We start from the raw sequence: 25,574 nt of genomic DNA, 5'->3' as shown, positions 1-25,574 counted from the left end.
TCCGTATAAAAGAATATTAAATTGTTTCTTTTCTTATTAAAAGATGTAATTTCTATTAGGAACTTACATTCTCATATAAATATTTACAAATAGGTTTCTCTATATTTATTGTATAGAAATTACACAGTAAATATTTTTTGTGCTACATACATTAAATTAATCTTAACCTTTAATAAATTTATTAAACGGAATAACTCCTTATCAATATTCAAAAACGGCTGCATTTTTGAATTTGTGTTCTAGCTTTTCTGAAACAGGTAAATAACTACACATAAACTCCTTATATCTCTAGTTAAACTACCGATTAGCTCCATATAAACTCTAGATAACCTATATAGAATACAAGTTATCAAGGAGGTAAGCAAAAATGAATTTTATGAAACGAGCAATTCTCAGTATGAAAAAAAGGATAGGAACATCATTAATTTTGATGGCAGTTTTTCTGATTGTTACAAATTTGGTTCTTTCAGGTTTCACAATCCAAAATGCATCAAAAAAAGCAGCGGATGCTGCAAGAAAAAAACTTGGTGCAGATGTTACTTTAGGTCTTGATTTCGACAAATTAGGTCAAAAAGCTAAGGAAACTGGAGAAATGCCAAATCCGCCGCAGCTCGATGCAAAAGAAACAGATCAATTAGCGAAGTCCAAGTATGTAAAAGATTATAATTACATAGCTAACACTTTCGGTATTTCTGATGGGCTTAAACTAGTAGGAGCTTCAGAAGGAGAAGGAAAAGGTAAAGTGGGAATGGCGGCTGCGCGAGGCGGTTCAAGCTCTGGTACAGAAATCGATATGAACGCTTCTTTTATGATTGAGGGAGTTCGCAAGACTGCATTACAAGAAAGCTTTAAAAACGGAAAAAGTAAAATCATTGATGGAAAACCAATAACAGAGCAAATGAAGGATCAGAATGTAGCTTTAATGGAAAAACGATTAGCGGAATTAAACAATTTGAAAGTAGGAGACAAAGTTAAAGTGCAATCAGGGGATAAGAAGGAAACCCTTGAGGTTGAAATTATCGGTATTTACGAAACAAATGAGCAAGCAATGGGTCAACAGGCTCCTCCTATTATGGATCCAGCTAATAAACTATATATGCCGCATTCAACTATGAAAAAATTAGAAGTAGACCAAGGTATAAGTAGTGTTCAAGTCGTGTATTTCTTGAATGATCCACAATATATTGATGCATTTAAAAAAGAAGCAAGAAAATTTAATATTGATTTTAATTATTATAAATTAGATGCGCATGATTCATTGTACAAGCAAATGATTGGTCCTATCGAAAATATCTCTTCGACTTCTCAAATGATTATTTATATTGTATCGATTGCAGGTGCGATCATTTTAGGATTAATCATAATGCTATCAATTAAAGGGCGTCGTAAAGAAATGGGAATTCTATTGTCCATTGGAGAGAAAAAGTGGAAGCTGATGGCGCAATTCGTAGTAGAAGTAGTGTGTGTCGCTATTTTAGCATTTGGATTATCCATAACAACAGGAGCTAAAGTTTCTCAATATATCGGGGATAATTTACTTTCGAATGAAATTGCTACTTCAAGCGAAGAAACAGATACCTCGCAACATGGTACTGTAATGATGGCTGGACCTGGTGGTACTCTACAAAATCAAAAAGAAGATCCGATTAATAAAATTGATGTAAGTGTAACAGGAGAAGATGTAGGAAAAATGGGTGGAATTGGACTAGCTATTGCTATAATAGCAACGCTTCTTCCGGCATTATCTATTCTACGTTTAAACCCAAAACAAATTCTTTTAAAAGATGAATGAGGAGGCTCGATATGGAGACAATTTTACAGTTTAAAAATTTAGATTATTATTATGAAAGTAATGGAAAAAATGTAGCGATACTAGAAAATGTTAACTTTTCTTTTCAAAAAGGACATTTCTACACGATTTTAGGACCATCTGGATCTGGTAAAACTACGACTCTAAGCTTAGGTTGTGGACTAGATGTCCCTAAAAATGGTTATGTACTGTATAATGGCAAAGATATTAGAAAAATTGGTTTGGATCGATACCGTAATCAAAATGTATCTGTAATTTTCCAATCTTATAACTTAATAACCTATATGACAGCTCTTCAAAATGTCTTAACAGCAATGGAAATTACAGGTGTTAAAGTGCAAAATAAAACAGCAAGAGCATTACAGTTATTAGAGAGGGTAGGACTCTCAGAAGCTGAAGCGAAACGAAACGTCCTGCAACTAAGCGGTGGGCAACAACAGCGTGTAGCAATTGCTCGAGCACTATCTTGTAATGTTGATTTATTGATTGCGGATGAGCCAACAGGAAACCTTGATGAGCAAACCGCAATGGATATTATAGAACTGTTTCAAGAACTTGCACATAAAGAGAATAAATGTATTATTGTTGTGACGCACTCACAGGAGGTTGCTAAAAAATCAGATCGTGCAGTGTATTTAAGTAAGAAGAAGTTGGTTGTAAATGAAATCTAATATAAACATCGTAGCTGTTCAATTCACATAATTTTCAAAATCTAGACCTTTCAAAAGCTTATATTTGTTTTATAATAAAATCAAGCCATAATCAAAATGGTCTCCCTGTACTGAATGTTAAAATAGTTTGTTGTTCCCGTTTTAATAATATTTGAAAAAGAACTTGTAGGATATTCTACAAGTTCTTTTTAGTATAATTGGTTACCTATATCATGGGATAATCATACATAAAAAACGGAACATTACCTAGATGTATAATCTAAATATCGTCCCGTTTACCTATCTATGTATCTGTATAGTTATTGCAGAATTAAACCTACAATCATAATTAAACTAAATACTATCATCCAACCAAACGCACAATATCCAAAAATTTTAATCCATTTAGGTAATTGATTCATGTTAATTTTATTTGTGGGAACTCCTTGCATCGAAAACATCATTTTTTGATCTCTATCTCTATTATTTTGTTGTTCATACATAATATCATCACCTTTCCAGAACTATTGTGTTTATAGTATATCAACCTAAAGAAAATTATGTACAGAATAAAAGAGGATAGCATATATATTATGTGGTGAATTTTATAAATAAATGCATTTAATTGCCATGATTCTAAGTGCTAATACGTTATAAATACTGAACAAGAGCCCTACATAAATAGGACTCTTGTTCTTCAAATATTAACTTGCTGGATATGCATCAGAACCAAGATAACGTTCTTTTATAATTTGAAGATGATGAAGCTCATGACCGGCAATGATGTATGCTAATGCACGAACTGTAACTTCAGAATTATTCGCATTTCCTCTTTGTGACCAGGCTTCTTTATCTAAGCTTCTAAGTAAATACAGGGTAGATTGGCGAACAACTATTAAATTCTCAAGAAGATCTTGCATAGATTGCTTATCAAAAGCAGCTCTAAGAACATACATATCATCATTATAGCCTGGAAGTTCTGCTGTCTCGCCTCGAGCGATAGATAGCAATCGATACGCCATAATACGTTCTGTATCTGCTATATGACCGATTACTTCTTTTATACTCCATTTAGTAGGAGCATACCGGAAAAGTCCCTTACTATTAGAAATTCCCTTTAATAAAAGATTCGTTTCCTTCATTTGTTGTTCTAGAATATGTATGATATTTCCGTCTGATACCAAGTTGGTATACGTTGCATAATAGGAGTTATATTCACTTACCTTTGGTCTTATTTCCATACGAATCATCCTTTATGTTTAATCTTTACATATAGCTTATCATAAAAGAATTCCAAATTAATCTGAAAAATGGAGGTGAATAAACATTTTTCATCCTCCTTTTCAGTTTCATAGATGAAATGTATCTCAAATAAGAGAATCTAATTTGCTGCTAAGCGTAATTTCGCTTTTTTTGCTGTTATAGGTAAACATTTAAGTTGAATACAGTTTGTCACTACTTATGACAATCGCCATTTAAAAAGTAGCATACGTCATTAAACGAAAAGCCTGTTAATAAGTTTATACTTACTACAAAAACAAATAAACTCGTCCTATTTAAAGGAGAGTTTATTTGTTTTTATGTTTAGATAGCGGAATACTCATGCAAAATTGCACACTATGTTCCATATTTTTTATTGAATACTTTATATCTAACGTTTCAAGAATTTGTTTAACAATATATAGCCCCAAACCACTTCCTCCAGTATTTCGATTCCTTGATTTTTCAATTCGATAAAATGGTTTGAAAATTTGTTGAATATCTTCATCTTTAATATTGATACCTGTATTTATAATTTTCATTTCGATTTGATCTTGTTTAGAATTCTCTCTTAACTTTATATAGACTTTTTCATTATGTGGTGAATACATAACCGCATTGTGGATAATATTTTTGCATGCTTTTTCTAAAAGAGCACAATCTGTATAAATAGAAAGGTCAGAATCAAATTCTTTTATTATTTCGATACTTTTTTGAGAAGCAAAAAATTCGAGATCTTTTGTGATTGTACCTATTAACTTTGAAGGATTAACTTCCTCTACTTTTAGTTTGAAGGTGTGTTGTTCTAATTTCGATACGCTTAAAATTTCACGAACTAATTGTTCCATACTTTCAATAATTTGATGATTTTTCTTTAAATATTGATCACGATTTTGATAAGGGCCAATATTGTATATCATCCCTTCTAAGTATCCTTTCATTACAGTAAGAGGGGACTTTAATTCATGTGCTACAATCGCAAAAAACTCTCTGCGTTTTGTTTCTATTTCTCTTTCTTTTTCAATATCATTTTTTAATTGTTCATTTGCTTTTTTTAAATCAAACATAGCTTGTTGTAAGTTAATAGACATGTCATTCAAACTATTAGACAATTCTCCTAACTCATCTGTAGAGCGAACCTCAATTTTTTCGGAGAAATCTAAATTTGCCATCTTTTGTGCACCTTCATTAATATAAATAAGTGGCTTTGTAATAAACCTGGAATAAAAATAAGCACTTCCTATACCAATAATGAGCACAATGATACTAATATAGGGGAGAAATCGTACTAAAACCTGTGAAGCTTCATCAATCGGTTGAAATGTAGCAAAGACTATAAGTGTTAAACTACCATCTTGGAATTGAATTGGTTTCGTAACGTTATATGAATTGCTAAGGGTACTTGCATTCTCGAATCGTGTTGCTTTAGTAACTACTGTTTTTTGCGTACCACTTTGAATAAAAGAAAATGAAGGAGAGTAAATAATTACTCCTTCTTTATTTTGAAGGTAAAGCATCGCATTATTTTTTTTTGCGTATTCATCAAAAAGTGGTATCGCATCTTGAAACGTAAGATTTTTAGACTTATCAATGATTTCGTTTATCCCTGTTTGAAGTTGATCTGTTTTATATTGCTCATAAAACGTAGGGAGAAAGAAGTATAAAGTTAAATAAATCAATACTGCAAAGGATAACAAAATGAGAGATGTAGTCATAAAGAGTTTATAAGTAATTTGCTTCATCTTCATGAGTTTCACAATACTATTCATCAATTTTATAACCAATACCCTTTATTGTTTTAATATAAGGGATAGCTAATTTTTTGCGTAGGTTTTTAATATGTGTATCAATTATTCGTGTTTCTCCAAAATAATCGTACCCCCAAACCTTCTCTACGATATTTTCTCTTGTAAGTACTTTTCTCTCATTTTGAAATAGTAGTTGTAGAATTTCAAACTCTTTTGTCGTTAATATAATTTCAACATCATTTACATAGACTCTATATGCATCCACATCGATACGAACTTCTTTAAATATCAAATGATTATTTACATTTTTATCATAACTTCTTCTAAGTACAGCTTCGACTCGTCTAATCAAAACATGAAATGAAAAGGGTTTTGTTATATAATCATCGATCCCAAGATCGAATCCTTTCATTTGATCTTCCTCTTCTTCCAACGCAGTTAGCATAATAATTGGTACGTTTGACTGACTTCGAATCATTTTAGAAACTTCAAACCCATTAAGATTGGGCATCATGACATCTAGGAGAATTAAATCAAAGGATTGCTTATTAAATTGTGTCATACCCTCTAGTCCATCTGAAGCGACTACCACTGTATAATGCTGTGTCATTAAAAATTGTTTAATTAATTCCTGAATTTCTTGATCGTCCTCTACCACGAGAATATGATAGTTTTTCATAATATCACCTCTGGTAGTCATTATAGCCGTACTATCTGGAGTTTATGTGGAGATACAGTAGTAAACTTCATAGGACGTTTACTACCAAAAAGTATTATTAGCTATATTACTTTTTTATGGAGAAATAATTGATTAAAAAACTTATCGTATGAATTGATGTATGAATAATATTTACGAAAAACTAATGTATAATAATGTGAATTGTATGTAATTTCTTAAAATTTGTGAAAATATACTTGTACTTCTTTACCAAAAGAGGGAAAGGAATTTTAATATAGAAGAAGCTACAGTAATACTAGAGTGTGTGCCAAGAACTTTGGATTTCTCTCATCTAGTTTCTATTTAATCGTTAATCACTACATAACAATGTTCTGGCTAAACCAAAAGTTTAAAGGTACAAACTTGGAGAGATTTATATAATGTTAGAAAGGTTGTGAAATGATTTGAAGTGTTATAAAGGTATGCTGTTTGATTTAGATGATACCTTACTTGATAGGGATAAGGCAGTAGCGGCATTATTTTTAATTGTTTTAGAAAAGTGTTATGAAAATGTAGATGGTGCGGCTAAAAGCAACATGTTACAGAAATTCAAAGAATACGATAAAAGAGAATATGGCATAAGTAATAAAACGACAGTTTTAGAATCATTGTTTGATGAATTCACGCCGAAGTATAGATTGCCACGCAATTATATCCAAGATTTTTGGAATAATAATTTCCCTAGATGTTTTTCAATAGACCAAAATACTATTCATTTCTTAAATCAAATAAAGAAGCACTTTAAAGTTGGAATTATAACAAATGGCTCAACTCAGAGGCAAAAAGCTAAAATATTTAACACGAATTTAAATAGGTATTTTGAAACAATCATTATTTCTGAAGAAGTGGGATTTAGTAAACCTGATAAACGTATATTCGAACTAGCGTTAAATAAGCTAAATTTACAGCCGGAAAATACTTTATTTGTTGGGGATGACTTAGAAAAGGATATTGCTGGTCCTCAAAATATAAATATAAAAGGTGTGTGGTTTAACCCTCAAAAAATCAAGAATACTACCAAAATACAACCATATGCCGAGATTAACACTTTGGATAGTTTGTTAAGTTATGTTACTCCACAATATTTTTATAACAAGTACAATATTTTTATAACAAGTAAAAGCAATTTCATATATATATTCAAAAATATAAAAAAGAGAAACTATCATTAATTTCATTAACCGTATTAGTAATAAAGAATAGAGGCGATTTTAATAGCTGCGGCTAATTTAATCTATGATTAATACGAAGTTTTGTAAAACAATTTTACTCATACGGTGCACATTATAAAGGGGTGGGACTATGGACATAAAGAAAGTAGTAATCGATGGAATCAATATTGCGGTCATTAGAAACGATAAGGTATTAATATCGGATGTTCAGTCTGCATTAGATACTATGGCAACAGTTCAATACGAGGTAGATGCGAAGCATATTATTATCCACAAGTCATTAATAAGTGAAAGCTTCTTTGATTTAAAAACACGTCTTGCGGGTGATATCCTTCAAAAGTTTATAAACTACAAGGTAAAGATTGCTATCATTGGGGATTTCTCTATTTACACTAGTAAAAGCTTAAAAGACTTTATTTATGAATGTAATAAAGGGAATGACATTTTTTACTTAGCAACTGAGCAACAAGCAATTGAAAAACTAAGTACATTAAAGTAAAAATTATATCCTGCTAAATTCCCCCATTTCACTTAGTTCATGATTATATACGATATAGAAGAACTGATGTTTGTGGTAAACTAAGAGATGAATAAAGGGGGAGTTTTTTTGAACAATTTTAATGATACGATCCGAAATTTAAATAATATAGTTTACCAACCTAACAATTTAATGATTACGAATCTAAAAGAAGAAAAGCAAAACGCAGAATATGCAGGATGTTTATTCCACTTAAATAACAAAACCATTCGTTTTAGAAAATCAAAAGTTACTCCTAATAAAATTGGTCAATTTGTTTCTTTTTGGGAGAAAGATGACAATATGCAAAATCAAGCATTTTCTTATGACGCTGCTCCTGATTTATTAGTTATTACTTGTATAGATGATCATAAACTAGGACAATTCATTTTGCCTAAAGAGATTCTTCTTAAGGAAAAAATCTTGAGAACACAAAATCAAAAAGGCAAGATGGCTATGAGGATTTATCCTATATGGGATAAGCCTGTTAGCAATCAAGCTAAAAAGAGCCAAATGTGGCAACTTCAGTATTTTGTTGATTTAAGCGATTGTAATAATTTACCTATAGACAAACTATTAAATTTGTATTTGTAGCTTCTTATCTTTAGTGATCTTGTCGGTTAGACTTTTTGTACCGGTACAGTTACATAAAATGTACGTTGTTACAGTACCCCTTAAAACTTACAATCAGCATATATTATTTAAACTTATAAAATTTTAAGGGGTGCTAAATATGACAAGTTTACAAGATCAGCTTTTCGCAAGATTAAATCTTAAAAAACGTAATGAAGTAACGTTTGAAGAATTACCTACTATACTCTTTTCATTTGCACATACTATACCATTTGAGAATTTAGACGTTATAGCACAAAATACGAATCAAATCTCTCTGGAAAACTTACGAGAGAAAATTTTAACTAGTTCCCGTGGTGGACTTTGCTACGAATTAAACACCCTTTTTTACTATTTCTTAAAAGACTGTGGCTATGATGTACAACTGGCATTAGGTACGGTTTATAAAAATGATATAAATGCATGGGCACTTGAGGATGGCCATATAACAATTATTTTAACTTATGCTAATGTACAGTATTTAATTGATGTAGGTATAGCTTCATTAGTACCTCTTGTTCCTGTACCTTTTACTGATGAGTCTGTTTCTTCAAAGAATGGGTCGTACCGGGTGAGACGAAAAGATACGAGTAAAGGAAATTATGTTTTAGAAAGAATAGATGCTGAAGGAGAATGGAAAGTTTGTCATGCCTTTTATAAACATATTATTGATGAGATAGTAGTAAACGATGTTCAAAGAAGAGTAATAGAAGATGAGAAATCTATTTTTAATAAGGGACCAATTGCAGTGAAATTGACGGACTCTGGGCATGTCTCTTTAACGAATAATAGTGTAACTGAAATTATTTATGGAGCAAATACTAAGCGTGAGGTTACAGAAGAGCAATATAGAGAGCTTTTATATACTTTATTTGCTATTAAGTTATGAATAATAAAGATAGCCGGTACTTAATCAGAGGCGGCTATCTTTATTATTTTTTGGTGTAAATGGTTTTCGTCTAATATGTTTCGGAAACTGCGGTATAGTTAATGTTTCCTCAGTTTCTTCATATGTATGAAAAACTGGTTCTTTTGCAGCAGAATAATATGATTTAAAGTTTGATTTTCTTAATACATATAATACACTAGAACAGTACGAAAAAGTATGTACAATGAATTTTGAATGTAAAGGAAGATTATTATGTCAGTTATTGATAAATTGAAACTTAATAAGTATACAAATATGGTCGTAATTAACGAACCAAGTAATTATGACATTTTTACAGGTAAAGAAACTGTATTCTCAAAAGAACACGATGCTATCTTTATATTTGTAGAAACGCTTGATGAAATGGTGAAACAAACGAATTTTATTATTAGTAATGAAGAATTACTAATTGAAAAAGGTTACGTGTTCTTCGCATATCCGAAAAAAGGTAATGCTCGTTATAGTACGTTTATTCACCGTGATGAGATGTTTCCGGCATTAAACGTTGGAGAAGATGGTTATGTGGGAGAAAGCAATATTAAATTTGCACGAATGGTAAGTATGGATGAAGTCTTTACTGTTGTAGGTTTAAAACGTGAAAAGAAAAAAACAATGAAAACATCTGCTATGAGTCAATGTGTTGCCGATTATGCAGATCGAATTAAAGATGTTGAAGCATTATTAACAAATCACCCGAATGAACTTAAGTTTTATCAAAGTTTAACGCCTGGATATCAGAAAGATTGGGCACGTAATCTTTTTTCTGTAAAACAAGAAAAAACACGTGAAAAACGTCTAGAGAAAATGATAGAAATCCTTTCACAAGGTTATAAAACAATTGAATTATTCCGTAAGAAGAAAAAATAATGATTAAGAAAGTCACAATGCTGCAACAATTAATTGTGATGAGTACATTGAAAAAAGCATTCCTTCCATTATACTAAGGAATGTTCTTATATTTATATAATTAGCAAAAGAGAAAAGGTGTTTGAAATGAAATCGTATATTGTAGTTGGATCTGGAATTTTAGGAGCGTCTACTGCTTATCATCTTGCTAAGGCAGGTGCGAATGTTACTATCGTGGATCGCCAACAATTAGGGCAAGCAACTGATGCAGGAGCAGGTATTGTATGTCCATGGCTATCACAGCGTCGTAATAAAGCATGGTATAAAATCGTTAAAGGCGGTGCACGTTACTATTCTTCGTTAATTCAGCAATTAGAAGAAGACGGTGAAACTGACACAGGATATAATCGTGTAGGTGCAATTAGTTTACATACTGACGAGAAAAAGTTAGATCAAATGGAAGAGCGAGCTTATAAACGACGTGAAGATGCCCCAGAGATTGGTGAAATAACTCGCTTATCAGCTGAAGAAACAAAAAAATTATTCCCAGCATTATCAGACGAATATAGTTCTGTTCATATTAGTGGTGCTGCACGAGTAAATGGAAGATTATTACGCAATGCGTTAATAAGTGCTGCGAAAAAACATGGTGCAACTTTTATAAAAGGCGATGCCATATTAGTCCGTGAAGGAAATCATATTACTGGAGTTACAGTAAACGATGAAACAATTTTAGCAGAAAAGGTTATTGTAACTGCAGGCGCATGGGCGAATGAAATCTTGAACCCATTAGGAATTAATTTCTTAGTTACATTCCAAAAAGGACAAATTGTTCATCTGCAAATTGAAAATACAGCAACAGAAAATATGCCAGTTGTTATGCCACCGAACGATCAATATATTTTAACGTTTGACAATGGGCATGTCGTAATTGGTGCAACACATGAGAATGATACTGGTTTCGATCATCGTGTAACAGCAGGTGGTTTACATGAAGTATTCCATAAGGCATTAACAGTTGCGCCTGGCTTAGAAAATGCTACAATGCTTGAAACGAGAGTTGGATTCAGACCATTTACACCAGGATTCTTACCTGTTATCGGACCGCTACCTAACTTTGAAGGAATTCTCGTTGCGAATGGATTAGGAGCTTCGGGTTTAACAGCTGGTCCATATCTAGGAGCGGAACTTGCTAAACTAGCGCTCGGACAAACGATTGAATTAGATTTAAATGATTATGATGTTGCTGGCGCAATTGAATAATATAGGGTACTGCTAACATTTAGGAAAAACCATGCTAAACAAATTCGACAAGAAATAAACAGTTTTTCCTCTGTTAAGAGTAAGCCTGTTTATGAAAAATAAAATTATTTAAAAATAGAGGGCCGACATTATAAACCTGCATTAATAATGTAGAATTGTGATGTCGGCTCTTTATTCATATTGCTTTAAAACTTATTTTCGAGAGGAGGTTAAGTAATGAGAGCGCCATATCAAGTATTGATATTTCCTTATATAAAAACTGTCGATTCTATTCAATATGCCATTTTTAACCGAAGTGATTATGGTTATTGGCAAGGAATAGCTGGTGGCGGAGAAGACGGTGAGATTCCTATTGAATCAGCAAAACGGGAAGCATTTGAAGAGGCTGGTATTACAAGAGAATGTCCATATATACAATTAGATTCTGTGTCTTCACTATCAGTAGAAGATGTAGTTGGAGGATTCCTTTGGGGAGAAGAGGTTTATGTAATAAAAGAATTTTCTTTTGGAGTTAAAGTCCCTACAAAAAACATATCATTATCTAAAGAACACTTCAATTATAAATGGTTATGCTTTGAGGAAGCAGTAACGTTTTTGAAATGGGATAGCAACAAAACAGCATTGTGGGAATTAAACAAAAGACTATTAAAACAATAAAAGTTTTAGCTAACAAAGATAGTATTGGAACAAGAATGGAACCATTAACAAACCTTTGCTACACTTCTAAACAGTGTTTTAGATTATAAAATAGAGTAATATAGATTTGGTATGGGTAATGAACTAAGAGAACTTGCACTAAGAAAAGCCCTATACAGTTGCCTGTGAAAAAATGAAAATAGTTAGAAATATTTTTATGTTGTACAGTTTTTGGCTATGAATAGCGGAATAAATATTAAGTATTCAACAGTTCAAATAGAACGAGTCATCTTTTTATTTTAAGAAGAAAGATGACTCGTTTTATGCTAAAATTCGCTTAGTGTATATTTTCGTTAAAATGTGGGTGGGCCCCTTTTAGCAAAACCGGAGTGGGAATGATGAGTATAAATAGTTTTGTGGGATTAATAAAGGACGAATTATTAAAAGAGGTAAGCATACGAAGTGAGGATGAATTCGAGCCTGTAGTAGTTAAAGATATTCCTAGACTTTGGAAGTGTTTAGGGACAGGTAATTATGCCGCAGTATTCATGCACAGAGAATACAAAGATTGGGTAGTGAAAGTTTACGTGCGAGAAGGAGAAGGAATTGAAAAAGAGTCAGAAGCATACCGAAGAATTGGAAATCATCCTTCTTATTCAAAGCTTATATATAAAGGAGAAAATTTCATAGTATTGAAACGTTTAAAAGAAATTACTTTATACGATGCTATTCATAAGGGGATTAAAATTCCTAAGCAGGTAATACTTGATATCAATGAGGCTTTGGAGTATGCGAGGGAACAAGGGTTAACTCCTTGTGATGTTCACGGGAAAAATGTGATGATGGAAAAAGGAAGGGGATATGTGGTCGATGTATCTGATTTCTTAAAAACAAAAGAAGATAGTAAGTGGAGAGACCTAGAAAAGGCATATTTCACCTTTTATTTTCCTTTCATTTATAAATTGCCTTTCCCCGTTAAAATACCGTATTTTATGTTAAACATTGTTAGACGTTCGTACAGAAAATATAAGAAGCTTAAAAAGAAATTCAAATTATAAAAGGACCACATATGTTCCCAAAAACGAGTTGAATTCACATAAATTACTGTAGAAAAATTTAAATTTTTGTTTAGGGGCTACTTCAAGACCTTAGCTTGCTGGGTATATGGTGCTACCCCATCGCTATCAAGCTAAAGAAGTAGGTCACCCCAAAAAAGAGAAAATACGCTAAATTCTCATAGATAACTATCTTATATTAATTACATAATCTAGTGTGATATAATGATATAAAAATATTATATTTAAAAGGGGGATTCAAATTGGTTAAAAACTTACCTTTACTAATAGTGATTTTACTACTAGGTATCAGTTCTTCAACATTAAGCACGAACGGATACTTTTCTCCAGTTATAGAATGGTCTTTAATGATTATAAGTATTATTTTGAACATTACTGCAGTGATAGGTTTATCATTACACGTCCTTGTATATCAACCTATGAAAAGATTTGATAAAAATTTAAAAGAGACCTTCAAATAAAATAATTATATTTGAGGTAACACCACATCGCTATCGAGCTAAAAAAATGTATCCATAAAAAGAAAAAAACGCTATTCTTTCTATAGAATCATAGGAAAGGATGGCGTTTTGTATGTCTATTTCTGTATCCGATGAATTACAACTATTTGCTCAAGAGATTCAAAGCTTTTTATCTCCAAATATCTTACGAGATCTTGCTAGAGATGTTGGTTTTGTACAACGAACCAGTAAATACCAAGAAAAAGATTTAGTCGCTTTATGTGTATGGATGAGCCAAAATGTCGCTACGACTTCTTTAACTCAGTTATCTAGCTGCTTGGAAGCATCGACAGAAGTGCTCATCAGTCCTGAGGGGCTGAATCAACGATTTAATCAAGCGGCTGTCCAATTTTTACAACACCTATTAGCTGAACTACTAACCCAAAAACTGGCCTCATCTATGCCAATTTCTTCTCCATACAACTCTGTTTTCAAGCGTATTCGTATTTTAGATTCAACCGCATTTCAACTCCCAGATCCCTTTACATTCGTTTATCCAGGTGCAGGAGGATGCAGCCATACAGCTGGGATAAAAATTCAACTTGAGTATGATTTGTTAAGTGGACAGTTCCTACATATTCATACTGGTCCAGGTAAACAACATGATCGAACCTACGGTTCTCTGTGTGTCCCAAATGTAGCAGCGAATGATTTATGTATCCGAGATTTAGGTTATTTTCATTTGAAAGATCTTCAATATATACAAGATAAAAAGGCTTATTATATCTCACGTATCAAATCAAATACACGTATTTATCAAAAGAATCCTAGCCCTGATTATTTTCAAGATGGCAGAATCAAGAAAAGTACAGAGTATATCCAGATAGATATGGAGGTTTTAATGAACTCTCTTCAGCCAGGACAAACATGCGAAATATCCAATGCTTATGTAGGAATGACTGATAAAGTCCCAACTCGTGTGATTGTTCATCGACTAACAAAAGAACAACAACAAAAACGATTACAAGATCAAGCTATAAGAGAAAAAAAGAAAGGAATGAAGTATTCTCCTCGTAGTAAACGACTCAGTGGTATCAATGTATATATGACAAACACCCCTACAGATATTGTCCCAATGGGACAGGTGCATGACTGGTATTCTTTGCGTTGGCAAATCGAAATTTTATTTAAAACGTGGAAATCATTCTTTCAAATTCATCATTGTAAAAAAATAAAACCAGAACGATTGGAGTGCCATTTATATGGTCAATTGATTGCCATTCTACTCTGTTCTTCTATCATGTTTCAAATGCGTCAATTGCTCCTCACGAAGAAAAAACGAGAGCTTAGTGAGTATAAAGCCATATATATGATTAAAGACTATTTTCTTCTTCTATTCCAAACTATACAAAAAAACACCCAAGAGCTATCAAGGGTGTTACTTCGCCTGTTCAACCTCCTACAGCAAAACGGGCGGAAATCTCATCGATATGAGAAAAAAACGGTCTTTGATATACTAGGTGTCGTTTACAATTGTACCCTGTCTGATAATCAAGCCGCTTAATTCAAAAAAGTGAAACCCGTTAGGGTTTATTTCGTATGCAAATCTTTCAATCACCTACACTTGCCCTTTAGAAAAAAGAAACAATCTCGTCTAAAATTAATTTTGCATAAGCTTACCTTGATAGCGATGTGGTGCTACCCCATTACTATCAACTTAAGAATTGATAGTAATGGGGTATTTAATTTCTTATCTTGATGAGTATGGGATACTGCCAGCATTTCTTCTATCTTCTATATTCTTGTTGTAGGGTGTTATAAAATTCTTAAGTTAATAGGCCTTGAGTGGCATACAATAGCAGAATTAACGAGTAAATGTAACAATCTCATCAACAGCTTTGATATAACCACCTGCCTCACAGAATGATTGACTAATTTTTTTGGCATTCTCTTTGTAAATCGAATGCTGCAACACTTCATTAACGGCATGTTTTAAATCCTCAGCCAATAATTGCTGGATATTTAACATAAATCCTGCGCCATAAAGTGATTCACTTGTGCTATTCATTCCACAATGACTAATAAATACATCCGCTTGGCGCAGTATATCTAATTGTGGAAGATAATTACCAACAATAAAATTATCAGGTATATCTCCTAGCTGCTCCACTGTTAATTGTTTGCCTATACTAAGCTTTCGCATTGAGATCTTTTAAACCGACGAAACATTTTTGATAGAATTCAGGCTGATTATTAATTATGGTTCCCATAGAAATATGCAACCCATTTTCCAGGTAAAGACTGTGCATCATAGAGGATGTAATCGTATGTTTCTTTGGAGGTTTCTTCAAAAATGGAATCAGTAATTCTTTCCATAGCATGAAGGAAGTGTAATAAGTACTCTTGAGGATGGGAAGTCATAAGATTCATAGTTTCCGAAAGCTCTCTTTGTGCCTCTTGATTGATGGGACGGAATTGTGCACCTGCTTTTTTGATTTTTTCTTCAAAATCATTTGATGAATAATAGACAATGTTGTCTCCACGTTGTACTAAATCATGTACTAATCCTAATGTTGGATTTAAGTGTCCTTCTCCACCTATATTGATGTAAAGTGCTTTTTTCATCTTTATCCCCTCCAGTAAATTTGATATCGTAAAATGTAAACGATTTTTTATTTTGTTTGAATTATAACGAACGAAGTGAATAAATGTCTATTTTAATTTTTGAATATTCTTAATTTTTAGAGGGTATTTTATTTAGATAACTTGATGGATGTGGCGAGACCCCACATCCATCAAGTTAAGAAAAAGAAACACCCCAAAAACAAAAAAATGAGATGACTTCTCAAAGTAACTAACTGTAGAGAAAGAAAAATTTCATTTAGTGGGTACTTCAAAACCTTAGCTTAATGGCGATGGGTTCACCATATCAAAACAAGAAAATTGTGCGTATAGACATATTTTTCAACCGCTTCCTGTACGTTAAGGGAATCGTTATTTTTTTACAGTTTTTTTATTATGGAATTCAAAATAACTAATTATAATAGGTGAAAAAACAATCAATAGTTGGGTTACGGAAAGGATTCGAATTTACATTCTTTCTCAATACATATTATGGATAAATAAAGTAAAATATGGGTTAGGGTTATGTCTCATGTTGTGTTAATCCTAACAATAACTAAGGGTACATAATATGCTTTCATACCTTTGAATAATTTTGTTATAGAAGGGATGGAGATTTAAATGGCTCAAATTGTTGGTATTGATAGATACCTTTGTACTGGGGCTTTAATCTATATGCGTGAGGGCCTTTTCCTAAGTCTTGTTAGGAAGTAAGGAACAGCAAGCAAACACTTATACAATATGAATAGAGGAGAGGAATGCCTTATGAAAATACGTAGTCAAATTACATGTGCAAGTTTGGCCCTTTTAATAGTTGGAAGTTCCCTGTTATATACAACACCAACCTCAATTATAAAAGCAGAGCCCACTCAAAATGTATCTAGTTCGTTACAAACAAATACGCAACGAGATCATACTTCCGTCAAGCAAGCAATGCGGGATACATTGCAACTTGGATACCCGGGGATACTTGCTAAAACTTCTGAGGGTGGAAAAACGTGGGGGTATGCCGCTGGAATAGCGGATCTGAGAACCAAGAAACCAATGAAAACAGATTTTCGCTTTCGCATTGGGAGTGTGACGAAGACGTTCACCGCAACAGTTGTACTTCAATTAGCTGGAGAGAATCGCCTGAAGCTAAACGACTACATCGAAGACTGGTTGCCTGGTGTCATTCAAGGAAATGGATATGATGGTAACAAGATTACTATCCGGCACATATTGAACCATACAAGTGGTATCGCTGAATACTCAAGGTCAAAAGACGCTGATTTTACGGATACAAAAAAATCGTATACGGCTGAAGAGTTAGTGAAGATGGGGGTTTCTCTGCCTCCAGACTTTGCTCCAGGAAAGGGCTGGTCTTATTCAAACACAGGATACGTATTACTGGGCATTCTTATTGAAAAAGTAACTGGAAACAGCTATGCGGAAGAGGTTGAAAATCGAATTATTGAACCACTTGAATTGTCGAATACATTCCTACCAGGCAACTCAAGTGTTATTCCAGGCACTAACCATGCCCGTGGATATGTCCAACCAGACGGAGCAAGTGAGCTAAAAGACGTTACTTATTATAACCCAAGTGCAGGTAGCTCTGCTGGAGATATGATTTCTACTGCTGACGACTTAAACAAATTCTTCTCTTACTTGCTCGGTGGCAAATTACTGAAGGAACAGCAACTAAAACAAATGCTTACTACAGTTCCTACAGGAAAAGAAGGAATCGATGGATATGGTCTTGGAATCTATGAAACTAAGCTGCCAAGCGGTGTCTCGATATGGGGACACTCAGGTGGCATTCTAGGGTTTACAACTCTAGTTGGAGGTACACTTGGAGGCAATCATACGTTGGTCGTCAATTGGAATAGTTTGGGTAGAACTGGCAGTCCTAATCCTTTTAAAAATATTTTACTTGCTGAATTTAGCAAGTAGGAAAAAAGGAAAAATTTATCGTAGTTTTCATAGTTGAAAATGTACTTTTCTGGTTCAAAAGCCCCAACTTATTTTCAAGAAAACTTTGGGGCTTTTTTTGTTTTGGTGGCGTTTATTCTTAAGTTGATGGATGTGTGGTGCTACCCCATCGCTATCAAGGTAAGCTTATGCAAAATTAATTTTAGACGAGATTGTTTCTTTTTTCTAAAGGGCAAGTGTAGGTGATTGAAAGATTTGCATACGAAATAAACCCTAACGGGTTTCACTTTTTTGAATTAAGCGGCTTGATTATCAGACAGGGTACAATTGTAAACGACACCTAGTATATCAAAGACCGTTTTTTTCTCATATCGATGAGATTTCCGCCCGTTTTGCTGTAGGAGGTTGAACAGGCGAAGTAACACCCTTGATAGCTCTTGGGTGTTTTTTTGTATAGTTTGGAATAGAAGAAGAAAATAGTCTTTAATCATATATATGGCTTTATACTCACTAAGCTCTCGTTTTTTCTTCGTGAGGAGCAATTGACGCATTTGAAACATGATAGAAGAACAGAGTAGAATGGCAATCAATTGACCATATAAATGGCACTCCAATCGTTCTGGTTTTATTTTTTTACAATGATGAATTTGAAAGAATGATTTCCACGTTTTAAATAAAATTTCGATTTGCCAACGCAAAGAATACCAGTCATGCACCTGTCCCATTGGGACAATATCTGTAGGGGTGTTTGTCATATATACATTGATACCACTGAGTCGTTTACTACGAGGAGAATACTTCATTCCTTTCTTTTTTTCTCTTATAGCTTGATCTTGTAATCGTTTTTGTTGTTGTTCTTTTGTTAGTCGATGAACAATCACACGAGTTGGGACTTTATCAGTCATTCCTACATAAGCATTGGATATTTCGCATGTTTGTCCTGGCTGAAGAGAGTTCATTAAAACCTCCATATCTATCTGGATATACTCTGTACTTTTCTTGATTCTGCCATCTTGAAAATAATCAGGGCTAGGATTCTTTTGATAAATACGTGTATTTGATTTGATACGTGAGATATAATAAGCCTTTTTATCTTGTATATATTGAAGATCTTTCAAATGAAAATAACCTAAATCTCGGATACATAAATCATTCGCTGCTACATTTGGGACACACAGAGAACCGTAGGTTCGATCATGTTGTTTACCTGGACCAGTATGAATATGTAGGAACTGTCCACTTAACAAATCATACTCAAGTTGAATTTTTATCCCAGCTGTATGGCTGCATCCTCCTGCACCTGGATAAACGAATGTAAAGGGATCTGGGAGTTGAAATGCGGTTGAATCTAAAATACGAATACGCTTGAAAACAGAGTTGTATGGAGAAGAAATTGGCATAGATGAGGCCAGTTTTTGGGTTAGTAGTTCAGCTAATAGGTGTTGTAAAAATTGGACAGCCGCTTGATTAAATCGTTGATTCAGCCCCTCAGGACTGATGAGCACTTCTGTCGATGCTTCCAAGCAGCTAGATAACTGAGTTAAAGAAGTCGTAGCGACATTTTGGCTCATCCATACACATAAAGCGACTAAATCTTTTTCTTGGTATTTACTGGTTCGTTGTACAAAACCAACATCTCTAGCAAGATCTCGTAAGATATTTGGAGATAAAAAGCTTTGAATCTCTTGAGCAAATAGTTGTAATTCATCGGATACAGAAATAGACATACAAAACGCCATCCTTTCCTATGATTCTATAGAAAGAATAGCGTTTTTTTCTTTTTATGGATACATTTTTTTAGCTCGATAGCGATGTGGTGTTACCTCAAATATAATTATTTTATTTGAAGGTCTCTTTTAAATTTTTATCAAATCTTTTCATAGGTTGATATACAAGGACGTGTAATGATAAACCTATCACTGCAGTAATGTTCAAAATAATACTTATAATCATTAAAGACCATTCTATAACTGGAGAAAAGTATCCGTTCGTGCTTAATGTTGAAGAACTGATACCTAGTAGTAAAATCACTATTAGTAAAGGTAAGTTTTTAACCAATTTGAATCCCCCTTTTAAATATAATATTTTTATATCATTATATCACACTAGATTATGTAATTAATATAAGATAGTTATCTATGAGAATTTAGCGTATTTTCTCTTTTTTGGGGTGACCTACTTCTTTAGCTTGATAGCGATGTGGTGCTACCCCAAAATAAAAAGATTAGGAGTGAATCCTAATCTTTTTATTTATACATATTTTTGGTTGTTATATCACTATCAATTCCAAAACGGGATATTTTGAATAAATGAAACCGTCAAAATTAGTGTTGATGCGGAACCAGCAGTTACTAAAGTTACTATTTTTCGTCCATTCTGTTCTTTTGAAGGTTTTATAAGTTCTGTAATTAACACAATCCATATTATGATAGAGACTATTGAAATAATATTTATAGACATATGTATCACATCCCTTCTTGTTTTTACATAAATATTTCTTCTTTTATAAAATAAAAGCAATTTAACAAGAAAACATGTACCTCATTAAAAATCAATATTTCCCTGTTAAACCACCTTTTTTAAATAGAAATACGACTGATAAAACGATAACAACAGCCTTCAAACTTCCCCAATATGGATAAATAGTATGATCTGTTAGACTAGCATATTGAAAAATATTCTCTAAACCGAAAATTCCTATCATGACTGCTAAAATAAATGAAGCTGATCCATACGTTCCGTTATGATAGAGGGTAAATAAGTATATTGCACATATAAGTGGTACGATGATTTGTAATAAGAGTGTCATAATTAGTCCCCCCAGTATATTGATACTTATATTATATACAAAATTGTAATAAAAAGGAATGCGACTTATTTAATACTAACAGAACTACTCTAATCATATTCTTCTATAAAAAAGAAGAAAAAGGGGTGTATAGTTAATTGACAAAAGTTAAAGTTAATTTACGACCCATTGTTCATAACGTAAATTTACCAACCGTATTGAAAACAACGATACTTCCAGGTGAATCGACCGAAAGACTATTTATCGCAACTCAATTAGGAGAGATTTTTTACATAGGGGACGGAGTTATAAAGAAATTTTTAGATATGCGTCACCTAATTATTAAATTAGGTACATCTGAAGAAGGTGTTTCTAGTAGCGGTTATGATGAACGAGGATTACTAGGACTTGCATTTCATCCACAATTTTATCAAAACGGTTTATTTTATCTTCATTATTCAGTAGCCGGAACTCAAGGTCCAGGTGCACTTTCTGAACAATTTAAACCGAATCCTTGTGACCCTAAAACGTTAAATTTAAAGTGGGTTAATAGAAATACGCAATATGATCACATTGATACAGTGGAAGAATGGACTTTACAATCTAACGGCCAAGCTCAAAAGCGACGAACATTACTGAATGTAAGAAGACCATTTTTTAATCATAACGGAGTCAATAGTTTAAACTTTTCACCTGAGACTGGAAAACTTGTTTTTACAAATGGAGATGGCGGATCAGGTTATGATCCATTTAATTTAAGCCAAGATGATTTAGAAATAGCAGGAAAAATAATTGAAATCGATGTAAATAAAAATACATTTATAAATAACCCTCCTGTAGTTACACGCTTTAATGACCTTCCTTTATCTATACAAGAAACACTTACAGTAATTGCAAAAGGAGTACGTAATATAACCGGCATTTCATTTCAAAGGTTTTATAATCAATATATCAAATACACCGGAAATGTCGGACAGGATATTGTAGAGTCTATTTTTTCAATTGTTCAATATAAACCTATACCAGTTACAGAACTTGTTCAAATGCATTTTATGAGGTTAACTCCCAATCAAGATGGTTTTATCAATTTTGGGTGGCGAGGATGGGAAGGGGATTTACCTACTTCTTTTATACGATATTGTTCCGAAAATCAGACTTTGGATGAGAGAACAATAGTTTATTATGATGAAACAATACAAACTTCAGTGAAGCGTATTCTGCCTCTACTTAGTTATTTTCATAAAGATTTTAGAACCGATAAGTTTGGAGGAACTTCACTTACAGGAGTTCAGCCATATATGGGAAATGCAATTTCAAATTTAACGGGTAGCGTTGTTTTTACCGACCTTGCTAAGAAAGAAGATTCTCGACCGCCAGTTAAGGGTGTTTTAGCTTATACTAGAGCCGGTACAGACGGTAAACATGCTGACTTTCATGCTATTGAAACCAATTATGATTTTGGTACGCAAGCAGCTTATTATATGAGTTTAGGAACAAATTCGGCTCAAACTAGGTTATATTTAGGAGTTTACGGTTCTATGAAAGTAACTGATTTTAACAAAGGTACCATTTTTGAAATTATTCCTTGATACGATACAAATGCTCAGTCTAAAAACATAAGGAATTTATTCTGTTTCCAAAACGCAAGACTTAACTTGTCCCCCTAAAAATCTTCAATGTATTAGCATCTATTAACTTGGAGAAAGTAACTCATAAACCATATGTGTACGAATAATATAGAAAGTAATGAATGAGGTATCTTTAGGGGGTATTTTAATGAATCGTTTTGTACGTTATTGGTATCAACTGATGATAGAGCATGATATAAGCTTTGTTCATAAAAGAAACTTGTCCCTTGCGAATAAGTTAGTACTTACAGCTTTGATGAGTGCATTGGCCACCATGTTTCAAGCAGCGGGGAACTTAATTCCTGGTATAGGTTTGCTCATTAGTCCATTTTCGACATTGCCGATTTTTTTTGCTATTCTCTATTCTATTCGTGAGGGAATACTTTCTTATATTCTTACTATTTTTCTATTATTTATTATTGAGCCAAGTGAACTAATTGTCTTTCCTTTTACTACAGGCTTATTAGGTCTAGCCTTAGGACTAGCCTTTTTAAAATTCAAGAGGAGAATTTGGATTGTTTCCTTTTCAGCGACTTGTCTACTTATATGGACATAAAAATTATTTTATCAATATTTATACTGAGCTTTCTATACTGCTGGATTTATGCAGGTTTTTGCAGAATAATGATGAATAGATTATGTAAAGTGTTGTATTGACAATGGCATAATGAAGATTGGAGAATGCATTCATGACTAACGTTGCAGTTAGAAGACCAAATTTGAATGATGTAGATGAACTATATTTATTTTTCCGGATAGTTATTACGAATACATACAAAAATGAAGGATTGTCACAATTATTGGATGACATAGAAAATGAAATTAACTCAAAAAAGCAGTATTTGAAAAGTGATTTTGATAGTAACGGAGAAAGTCGTTACTTTTTATTAGCAATTGATACAAGTAACGATAAAATCATTGGAACAATCGAAATTGGTCCAGCAAGTACATTGATTAATAGTTGTACAGGTGGTGTACTTAAAAATTTGTATGAAATAGGAACTGTATTCATACTTCCGGAGTATCAAAGAAAGGGAATAGGGAGTTTATTACTACATACAATGTTTCTTACATTACTTAGCAGAGGGATAACAGAATATTGTTTAGATAGTGGATATAAAAATGCGCAAAGTATATGGACGAAAAAGTTTGGAAAACCTAGCTATGTATTGAAAGATTACTGGGGCGAATCCAGTGATCATATGATTTGGAAGAACAATTTACATGATACACCTATAATATTTGAATTATAAAATGAAATATGCCTCTGAACATAGCTTTTCTTACTTATGTATGCTATTATTTATCTTTATAATAAAAGAGGACGTGAATGAACTTGATTAAAATTAGTATCCCTGAAGTTGATGTTACAATTACTGAACGTAAACAAGTTATTAAAGGAGACGAGCCAATCATTACTCCAATTAATGGATTTATCGATTTTCACTTGTTCCCTAGAGATAAAGGCGGCATTTTTATGTTTTACAATATTAATGACGAACTTCTTTTCGTAGGTAAAGCTCGTAAAATTAGACAACGTATTAAGAAGCATTTTGAAGATAATGTTTCACCAATTAAAAATCACCGTGATGAAGTATACCGCATTGATGCATGTATCGTAGAAGATCCAACAGAAAGAGAAATTTACGAAACATATATCATTAATGAATATAAAGCGAAATATAACGTTGATAAAGTATTCTACAAATAATGAACATTAATAAAAAACAATCCTAGCTAATATGCCAGGATTGTTTTTTATTTAGATTTATTCTTCATATCTTTCTCCTTTTTTCAAATGATTAGCCACAATAAAACAGAATATCCCTATAAATATAAGTACAATACCAAGCGTTTTATGTTTTCCCTCAAAGAAAGGAATATCTGAAATAACATTTGTCATACATAGTCCTAAAAATACAAGGATAGGGCCTACCCAAAGTAATACATTACCAAATTTTGTGTGCTTCCACATAATAACCCTCCTTAATTCTCTTTACATATATATCCATAAATTAAAAGTAAATTCATAGAGAAATATAGTTTTTTTCATATCGAAAATTTAACCCTCATATATTGGTACAAGCAAAAGAGAAAGGAGACCATCATGAATTGGTTAGAAGCTTTCATATTAGGTATAATTCAAGGTTTAACAGAATTTTTACCAATCAGTAGTACCGGACATCTTTATTTAGGAAGGCATTTATTTCAATTAGATAAAGCAGGCTTATTTTTAGATACGATGTTGCATATTGGGACTTTACTTGCAGTGTTTATTTATTACAAAAAAGAATTTATATATTTAATTAAAAACCCATTTTCAAAGCTCATGTTATTACTTATTGTTGGGACGATACCTGCAGTTGTTATTGGTTTATTGTTTAAAGACTTCTTTGAAGATATTTCAAAAACAGGAATCACGATCGGTTGGGAGTTTTTAGTGACCGGATTCTTTCTCTACATGGCAGATAAACAAAAGAATGGTCGTAAAAAAATGGATGACATCACATATAAAGACGCATTAATTATCGGTTCATTTCAAGCGGCTGCTATTTTCCCAGCGATTTCTCGTTCTGGTATGACAATCGTCGCTGCATTATGGAGGCAGTTAGACCGTGAAACTGCTGCTTACTTTTCTTTTTTATTATCAACGCCAGCCATTGTCGGAGCCATTATTTTGCAATTTGTAGACGTTTTTCAAGGGAAAGCAGAATCTATTTCTAGTACATCTTTAATTGTCGGAACGTTATCAGCAGCGTTTTTTGGATACATAGCCGTTTCATGGATGATTCAATATTTAAAACGTCAATCCTTAAAAGTATTCGCGTATTACGTATGGGGATTAGGTATTTTAATTTTAATGTTGCAATTTACTGATGTATTTTAAGTATAATGATAAAGAAGTTAATTAGTTTAAGATCCTGTTTCATTCATACAAGGCAGGAT

General features: G+C 32.8%; 28 protein-coding genes and 2 pseudogenes. 18 read left to right on the top strand and 12 right to left on the bottom strand.

From position 1 onward, the window contains the following. Positions 1-367: 367 nt before the first annotated feature. Together BCG9842_RS13125 and BCG9842_RS13120 are read left to right on the top strand one after the other, a co-directional pair. Positions 368-1,792, top strand: coding sequence for an ABC transporter permease (locus BCG9842_RS13125; protein ID WP_001010216.1), 1,425 nt, complete (start codon positions 368-370; stop codon positions 1,790-1,792). Positions 1,793-1,803: 11 nt separating this feature from the next. Then, complete coding sequence (locus tag BCG9842_RS13120; protein WP_000447865.1) at positions 1,804-2,481, top strand: ABC transporter ATP-binding protein; 678 nt, start codon at positions 1,804-1,806, stop codon at positions 2,479-2,481. A 299-nt stretch (positions 2,482-2,780) separates the two neighbouring features. Here the strand turns inward: BCG9842_RS13120 and BCG9842_RS13115 are convergent, their stop codons facing one another. From BCG9842_RS13115 to BCG9842_RS13100, 4 genes are all read right to left on the bottom strand, one after another. Further along, positions 2,781-2,963: a hypothetical protein gene (locus BCG9842_RS13115; protein ID WP_000273237.1), complete on the bottom strand. Its 183-nt coding sequence runs from the start codon at positions 2,961-2,963 to the stop codon at positions 2,781-2,783. A gap of 201 nt (positions 2,964-3,164) precedes the next feature. Then, complete coding sequence (locus BCG9842_RS13110; RefSeq protein ID WP_000405918.1) at positions 3,165-3,701, bottom strand: DinB family protein; 537 nt, start codon at positions 3,699-3,701, stop codon at positions 3,165-3,167. Positions 3,702-4,028: 327 nt separating this feature from the next. Then, positions 4,029-5,489 (bottom strand): sensor histidine kinase, encoded by a 1,461-nt coding sequence (locus BCG9842_RS13105; protein WP_001084893.1) that lies wholly within the window; start codon positions 5,487-5,489, stop codon positions 4,029-4,031. Beyond that, positions 5,482-6,147 carry a response regulator transcription factor gene (locus BCG9842_RS13100; RefSeq protein ID WP_000800727.1) on the bottom strand — a complete coding sequence of 222 codons (666 nt, stop codon included), beginning with the start codon at positions 6,145-6,147 and terminating at the stop codon, positions 5,482-5,484. The genes BCG9842_RS13105 and BCG9842_RS13100 overlap by 8 nt, the downstream gene beginning before the upstream one ends. Before the next feature lie 461 nt (positions 6,148-6,608). On the opposite strand from BCG9842_RS13100, the gene BCG9842_RS13095 reads away from it, so the two are divergent. From BCG9842_RS13095 to BCG9842_RS13080, 4 genes are all read left to right on the top strand, one after another. Then, positions 6,609-7,358 carry an HAD family hydrolase gene (locus tag BCG9842_RS13095; protein WP_000895697.1) on the top strand — a complete coding sequence of 250 codons (750 nt, stop codon included), beginning with the start codon at positions 6,609-6,611 and terminating at the stop codon, positions 7,356-7,358. Positions 7,359-7,488: 130 nt separating this feature from the next. After that, on the top strand, positions 7,489-7,857 hold the full coding sequence (locus BCG9842_RS13090; protein WP_000351862.1) for a DUF4180 domain-containing protein: 369 nt from the start codon (positions 7,489-7,491) through the stop codon (positions 7,855-7,857). A 108-nt stretch (positions 7,858-7,965) separates the two neighbouring features. Continuing rightward, positions 7,966-8,469: a MepB family protein gene (locus BCG9842_RS13085; protein WP_001058784.1), complete on the top strand. Its 504-nt coding sequence runs from the start codon at positions 7,966-7,968 to the stop codon at positions 8,467-8,469. A gap of 139 nt (positions 8,470-8,608) precedes the next feature. Beyond that, on the top strand, positions 8,609-9,376 hold the full coding sequence (locus BCG9842_RS13080; RefSeq protein ID WP_000202739.1) for an arylamine N-acetyltransferase family protein: 768 nt from the start codon (positions 8,609-8,611) through the stop codon (positions 9,374-9,376). 20 nt (positions 9,377-9,396) lie between these two features. On the opposite strand, the pseudogene BCG9842_RS32045 reads toward BCG9842_RS13080, so the two are convergent. Next, positions 9,397-9,601 (bottom strand): annotated as a pseudogene (locus tag BCG9842_RS32045) (hypothetical protein). Between the two features lie 27 nt (positions 9,602-9,628). Here BCG9842_RS32045 and BCG9842_RS13075 point away from each other — a divergent pair. The 6 genes from BCG9842_RS13075 to BCG9842_RS13050 all read left to right on the top strand — a co-directional run bounded on the left by BCG9842_RS13075 (position 9,629) and on the right by BCG9842_RS13050 (position 15,240). Beyond that, positions 9,629-10,282 (top strand): YdeI/OmpD-associated family protein, encoded by a 654-nt coding sequence (locus BCG9842_RS13075; protein WP_000110860.1) that lies wholly within the window; start codon positions 9,629-9,631, stop codon positions 10,280-10,282. 126 nt (positions 10,283-10,408) lie between these two features. Next, positions 10,409-11,524 (top strand): NAD(P)/FAD-dependent oxidoreductase, encoded by a 1,116-nt coding sequence (locus tag BCG9842_RS13070; RefSeq protein WP_000844384.1) that lies wholly within the window; start codon positions 10,409-10,411, stop codon positions 11,522-11,524. A gap of 216 nt (positions 11,525-11,740) precedes the next feature. Next, entirely contained in the window at positions 11,741-12,181 is a 441-nt protein-coding gene (locus BCG9842_RS13065; protein WP_001202619.1) for an NUDIX hydrolase, read from the top strand. 377 nt (positions 12,182-12,558) lie between these two features. Beyond that, entirely contained in the window at positions 12,559-13,218 is a 660-nt protein-coding gene (locus BCG9842_RS13060) for a serine/threonine protein kinase (RefSeq protein WP_000026523.1), read from the top strand. Positions 13,219-13,478: 260 nt separating this feature from the next. After that, positions 13,479-13,697, top strand: coding sequence for a hypothetical protein (locus tag BCG9842_RS13055; protein WP_000240399.1), 219 nt, complete (start codon positions 13,479-13,481; stop codon positions 13,695-13,697). A 112-nt stretch (positions 13,698-13,809) separates the two neighbouring features. Continuing rightward, positions 13,810-15,240, top strand: a complete 1,431-nt coding sequence (locus tag BCG9842_RS13050; protein ID WP_000028465.1) for an IS4 family transposase — start codon at positions 13,810-13,812, stop codon at positions 15,238-15,240. 300 nt (positions 15,241-15,540) lie between these two features. On the opposite strand, the gene BCG9842_RS31620 is transcribed toward BCG9842_RS13050, so the two are convergent. Continuing rightward, complete coding sequence (locus tag BCG9842_RS31620; protein ID WP_015945808.1) at positions 15,541-15,879, bottom strand: glycosyl transferase; 339 nt, start codon at positions 15,877-15,879, stop codon at positions 15,541-15,543. Positions 15,880-15,929: 50 nt separating this feature from the next. Continuing rightward, on the bottom strand, positions 15,930-16,301 hold the full coding sequence (locus BCG9842_RS13040) for a hypothetical protein (protein ID WP_003309556.1): 372 nt from the start codon (positions 16,299-16,301) through the stop codon (positions 15,930-15,932). A gap of 762 nt (positions 16,302-17,063) precedes the next feature. Between BCG9842_RS13040 and BCG9842_RS13035 the strand changes: the two genes are divergently transcribed. Next, entirely contained in the window at positions 17,064-18,233 is a 1,170-nt protein-coding gene (locus tag BCG9842_RS13035; RefSeq protein ID WP_000702513.1) for a serine hydrolase domain-containing protein, read from the top strand. A gap of 275 nt (positions 18,234-18,508) precedes the next feature. On the opposite strand, the gene BCG9842_RS13030 is transcribed toward BCG9842_RS13035, so the two are convergent. The 4 genes from BCG9842_RS13030 to BCG9842_RS13015 form a co-directional block, all read right to left on the bottom strand. After that, positions 18,509-19,939 carry an IS4 family transposase gene (locus BCG9842_RS13030; protein WP_000028465.1) on the bottom strand — a complete coding sequence of 477 codons (1,431 nt, stop codon included), beginning with the start codon at positions 19,937-19,939 and terminating at the stop codon, positions 18,509-18,511. 112 nt (positions 19,940-20,051) lie between these two features. Further along, positions 20,052-20,270, bottom strand: coding sequence for a hypothetical protein (locus tag BCG9842_RS13025; RefSeq protein WP_000240399.1), 219 nt, complete (start codon positions 20,268-20,270; stop codon positions 20,052-20,054). A gap of 222 nt (positions 20,271-20,492) precedes the next feature. Next, complete coding sequence (locus BCG9842_RS13020; RefSeq protein ID WP_000026325.1) at positions 20,493-20,672, bottom strand: hypothetical protein; 180 nt, start codon at positions 20,670-20,672, stop codon at positions 20,493-20,495. 91 nt (positions 20,673-20,763) lie between these two features. Then, entirely contained in the window at positions 20,764-21,021 is a 258-nt protein-coding gene (locus BCG9842_RS13015; protein ID WP_000173569.1) for a hypothetical protein, read from the bottom strand. A 137-nt stretch (positions 21,022-21,158) separates the two neighbouring features. Between BCG9842_RS13015 and BCG9842_RS13010 the strand changes: the two genes are divergently transcribed. From BCG9842_RS13010 to BCG9842_RS12995, 4 genes and pseudogenes are all read left to right on the top strand, one after another. Continuing rightward, positions 21,159-22,589: a PQQ-dependent sugar dehydrogenase gene (locus BCG9842_RS13010; RefSeq protein WP_000169961.1), complete on the top strand. Its 1,431-nt coding sequence runs from the start codon at positions 21,159-21,161 to the stop codon at positions 22,587-22,589. Between the two features lie 187 nt (positions 22,590-22,776). Further along, positions 22,777-23,285: pseudogene (locus BCG9842_RS13005) on the top strand (hypothetical protein). 32 nt (positions 23,286-23,317) lie between these two features. Next, a complete protein-coding gene (locus BCG9842_RS13000; protein ID WP_000185962.1) occupies positions 23,318-23,881 on the top strand; it encodes a GNAT family N-acetyltransferase in 564 nt (187 codons plus the stop codon). A 77-nt stretch (positions 23,882-23,958) separates the two neighbouring features. Beyond that, positions 23,959-24,339, top strand: a complete 381-nt coding sequence (locus tag BCG9842_RS12995; protein ID WP_001048947.1) for a nucleotide excision repair endonuclease — start codon at positions 23,959-23,961, stop codon at positions 24,337-24,339. Positions 24,340-24,396: 57 nt separating this feature from the next. Here BCG9842_RS12995 and BCG9842_RS12990 read toward each other — a convergent pair whose 3' ends face one another. After that, on the bottom strand, positions 24,397-24,603 hold the full coding sequence (locus BCG9842_RS12990) for a hypothetical protein (RefSeq protein WP_000265474.1): 207 nt from the start codon (positions 24,601-24,603) through the stop codon (positions 24,397-24,399). A 132-nt stretch (positions 24,604-24,735) separates the two neighbouring features. On the opposite strand from BCG9842_RS12990, the gene BCG9842_RS12985 reads away from it, so the two are divergent. Beyond that, positions 24,736-25,515 (top strand): undecaprenyl-diphosphate phosphatase, encoded by a 780-nt coding sequence (locus BCG9842_RS12985; protein ID WP_001104289.1) that lies wholly within the window; start codon positions 24,736-24,738, stop codon positions 25,513-25,515. Positions 25,516-25,574 lie beyond the last annotated feature (59 nt).

The organism is Bacillus cereus G9842 (genome assembly GCF_000021305.1).
GTDB classification, from domain to species: Bacteria; Bacillota; Bacilli; order Bacillales; family Bacillaceae_G; genus Bacillus_A; species Bacillus_A thuringiensis_S.
Note: the sequence above shows the minus strand (reverse complement) of the source record. Positions and strands in the feature narration are given on the sequence as shown.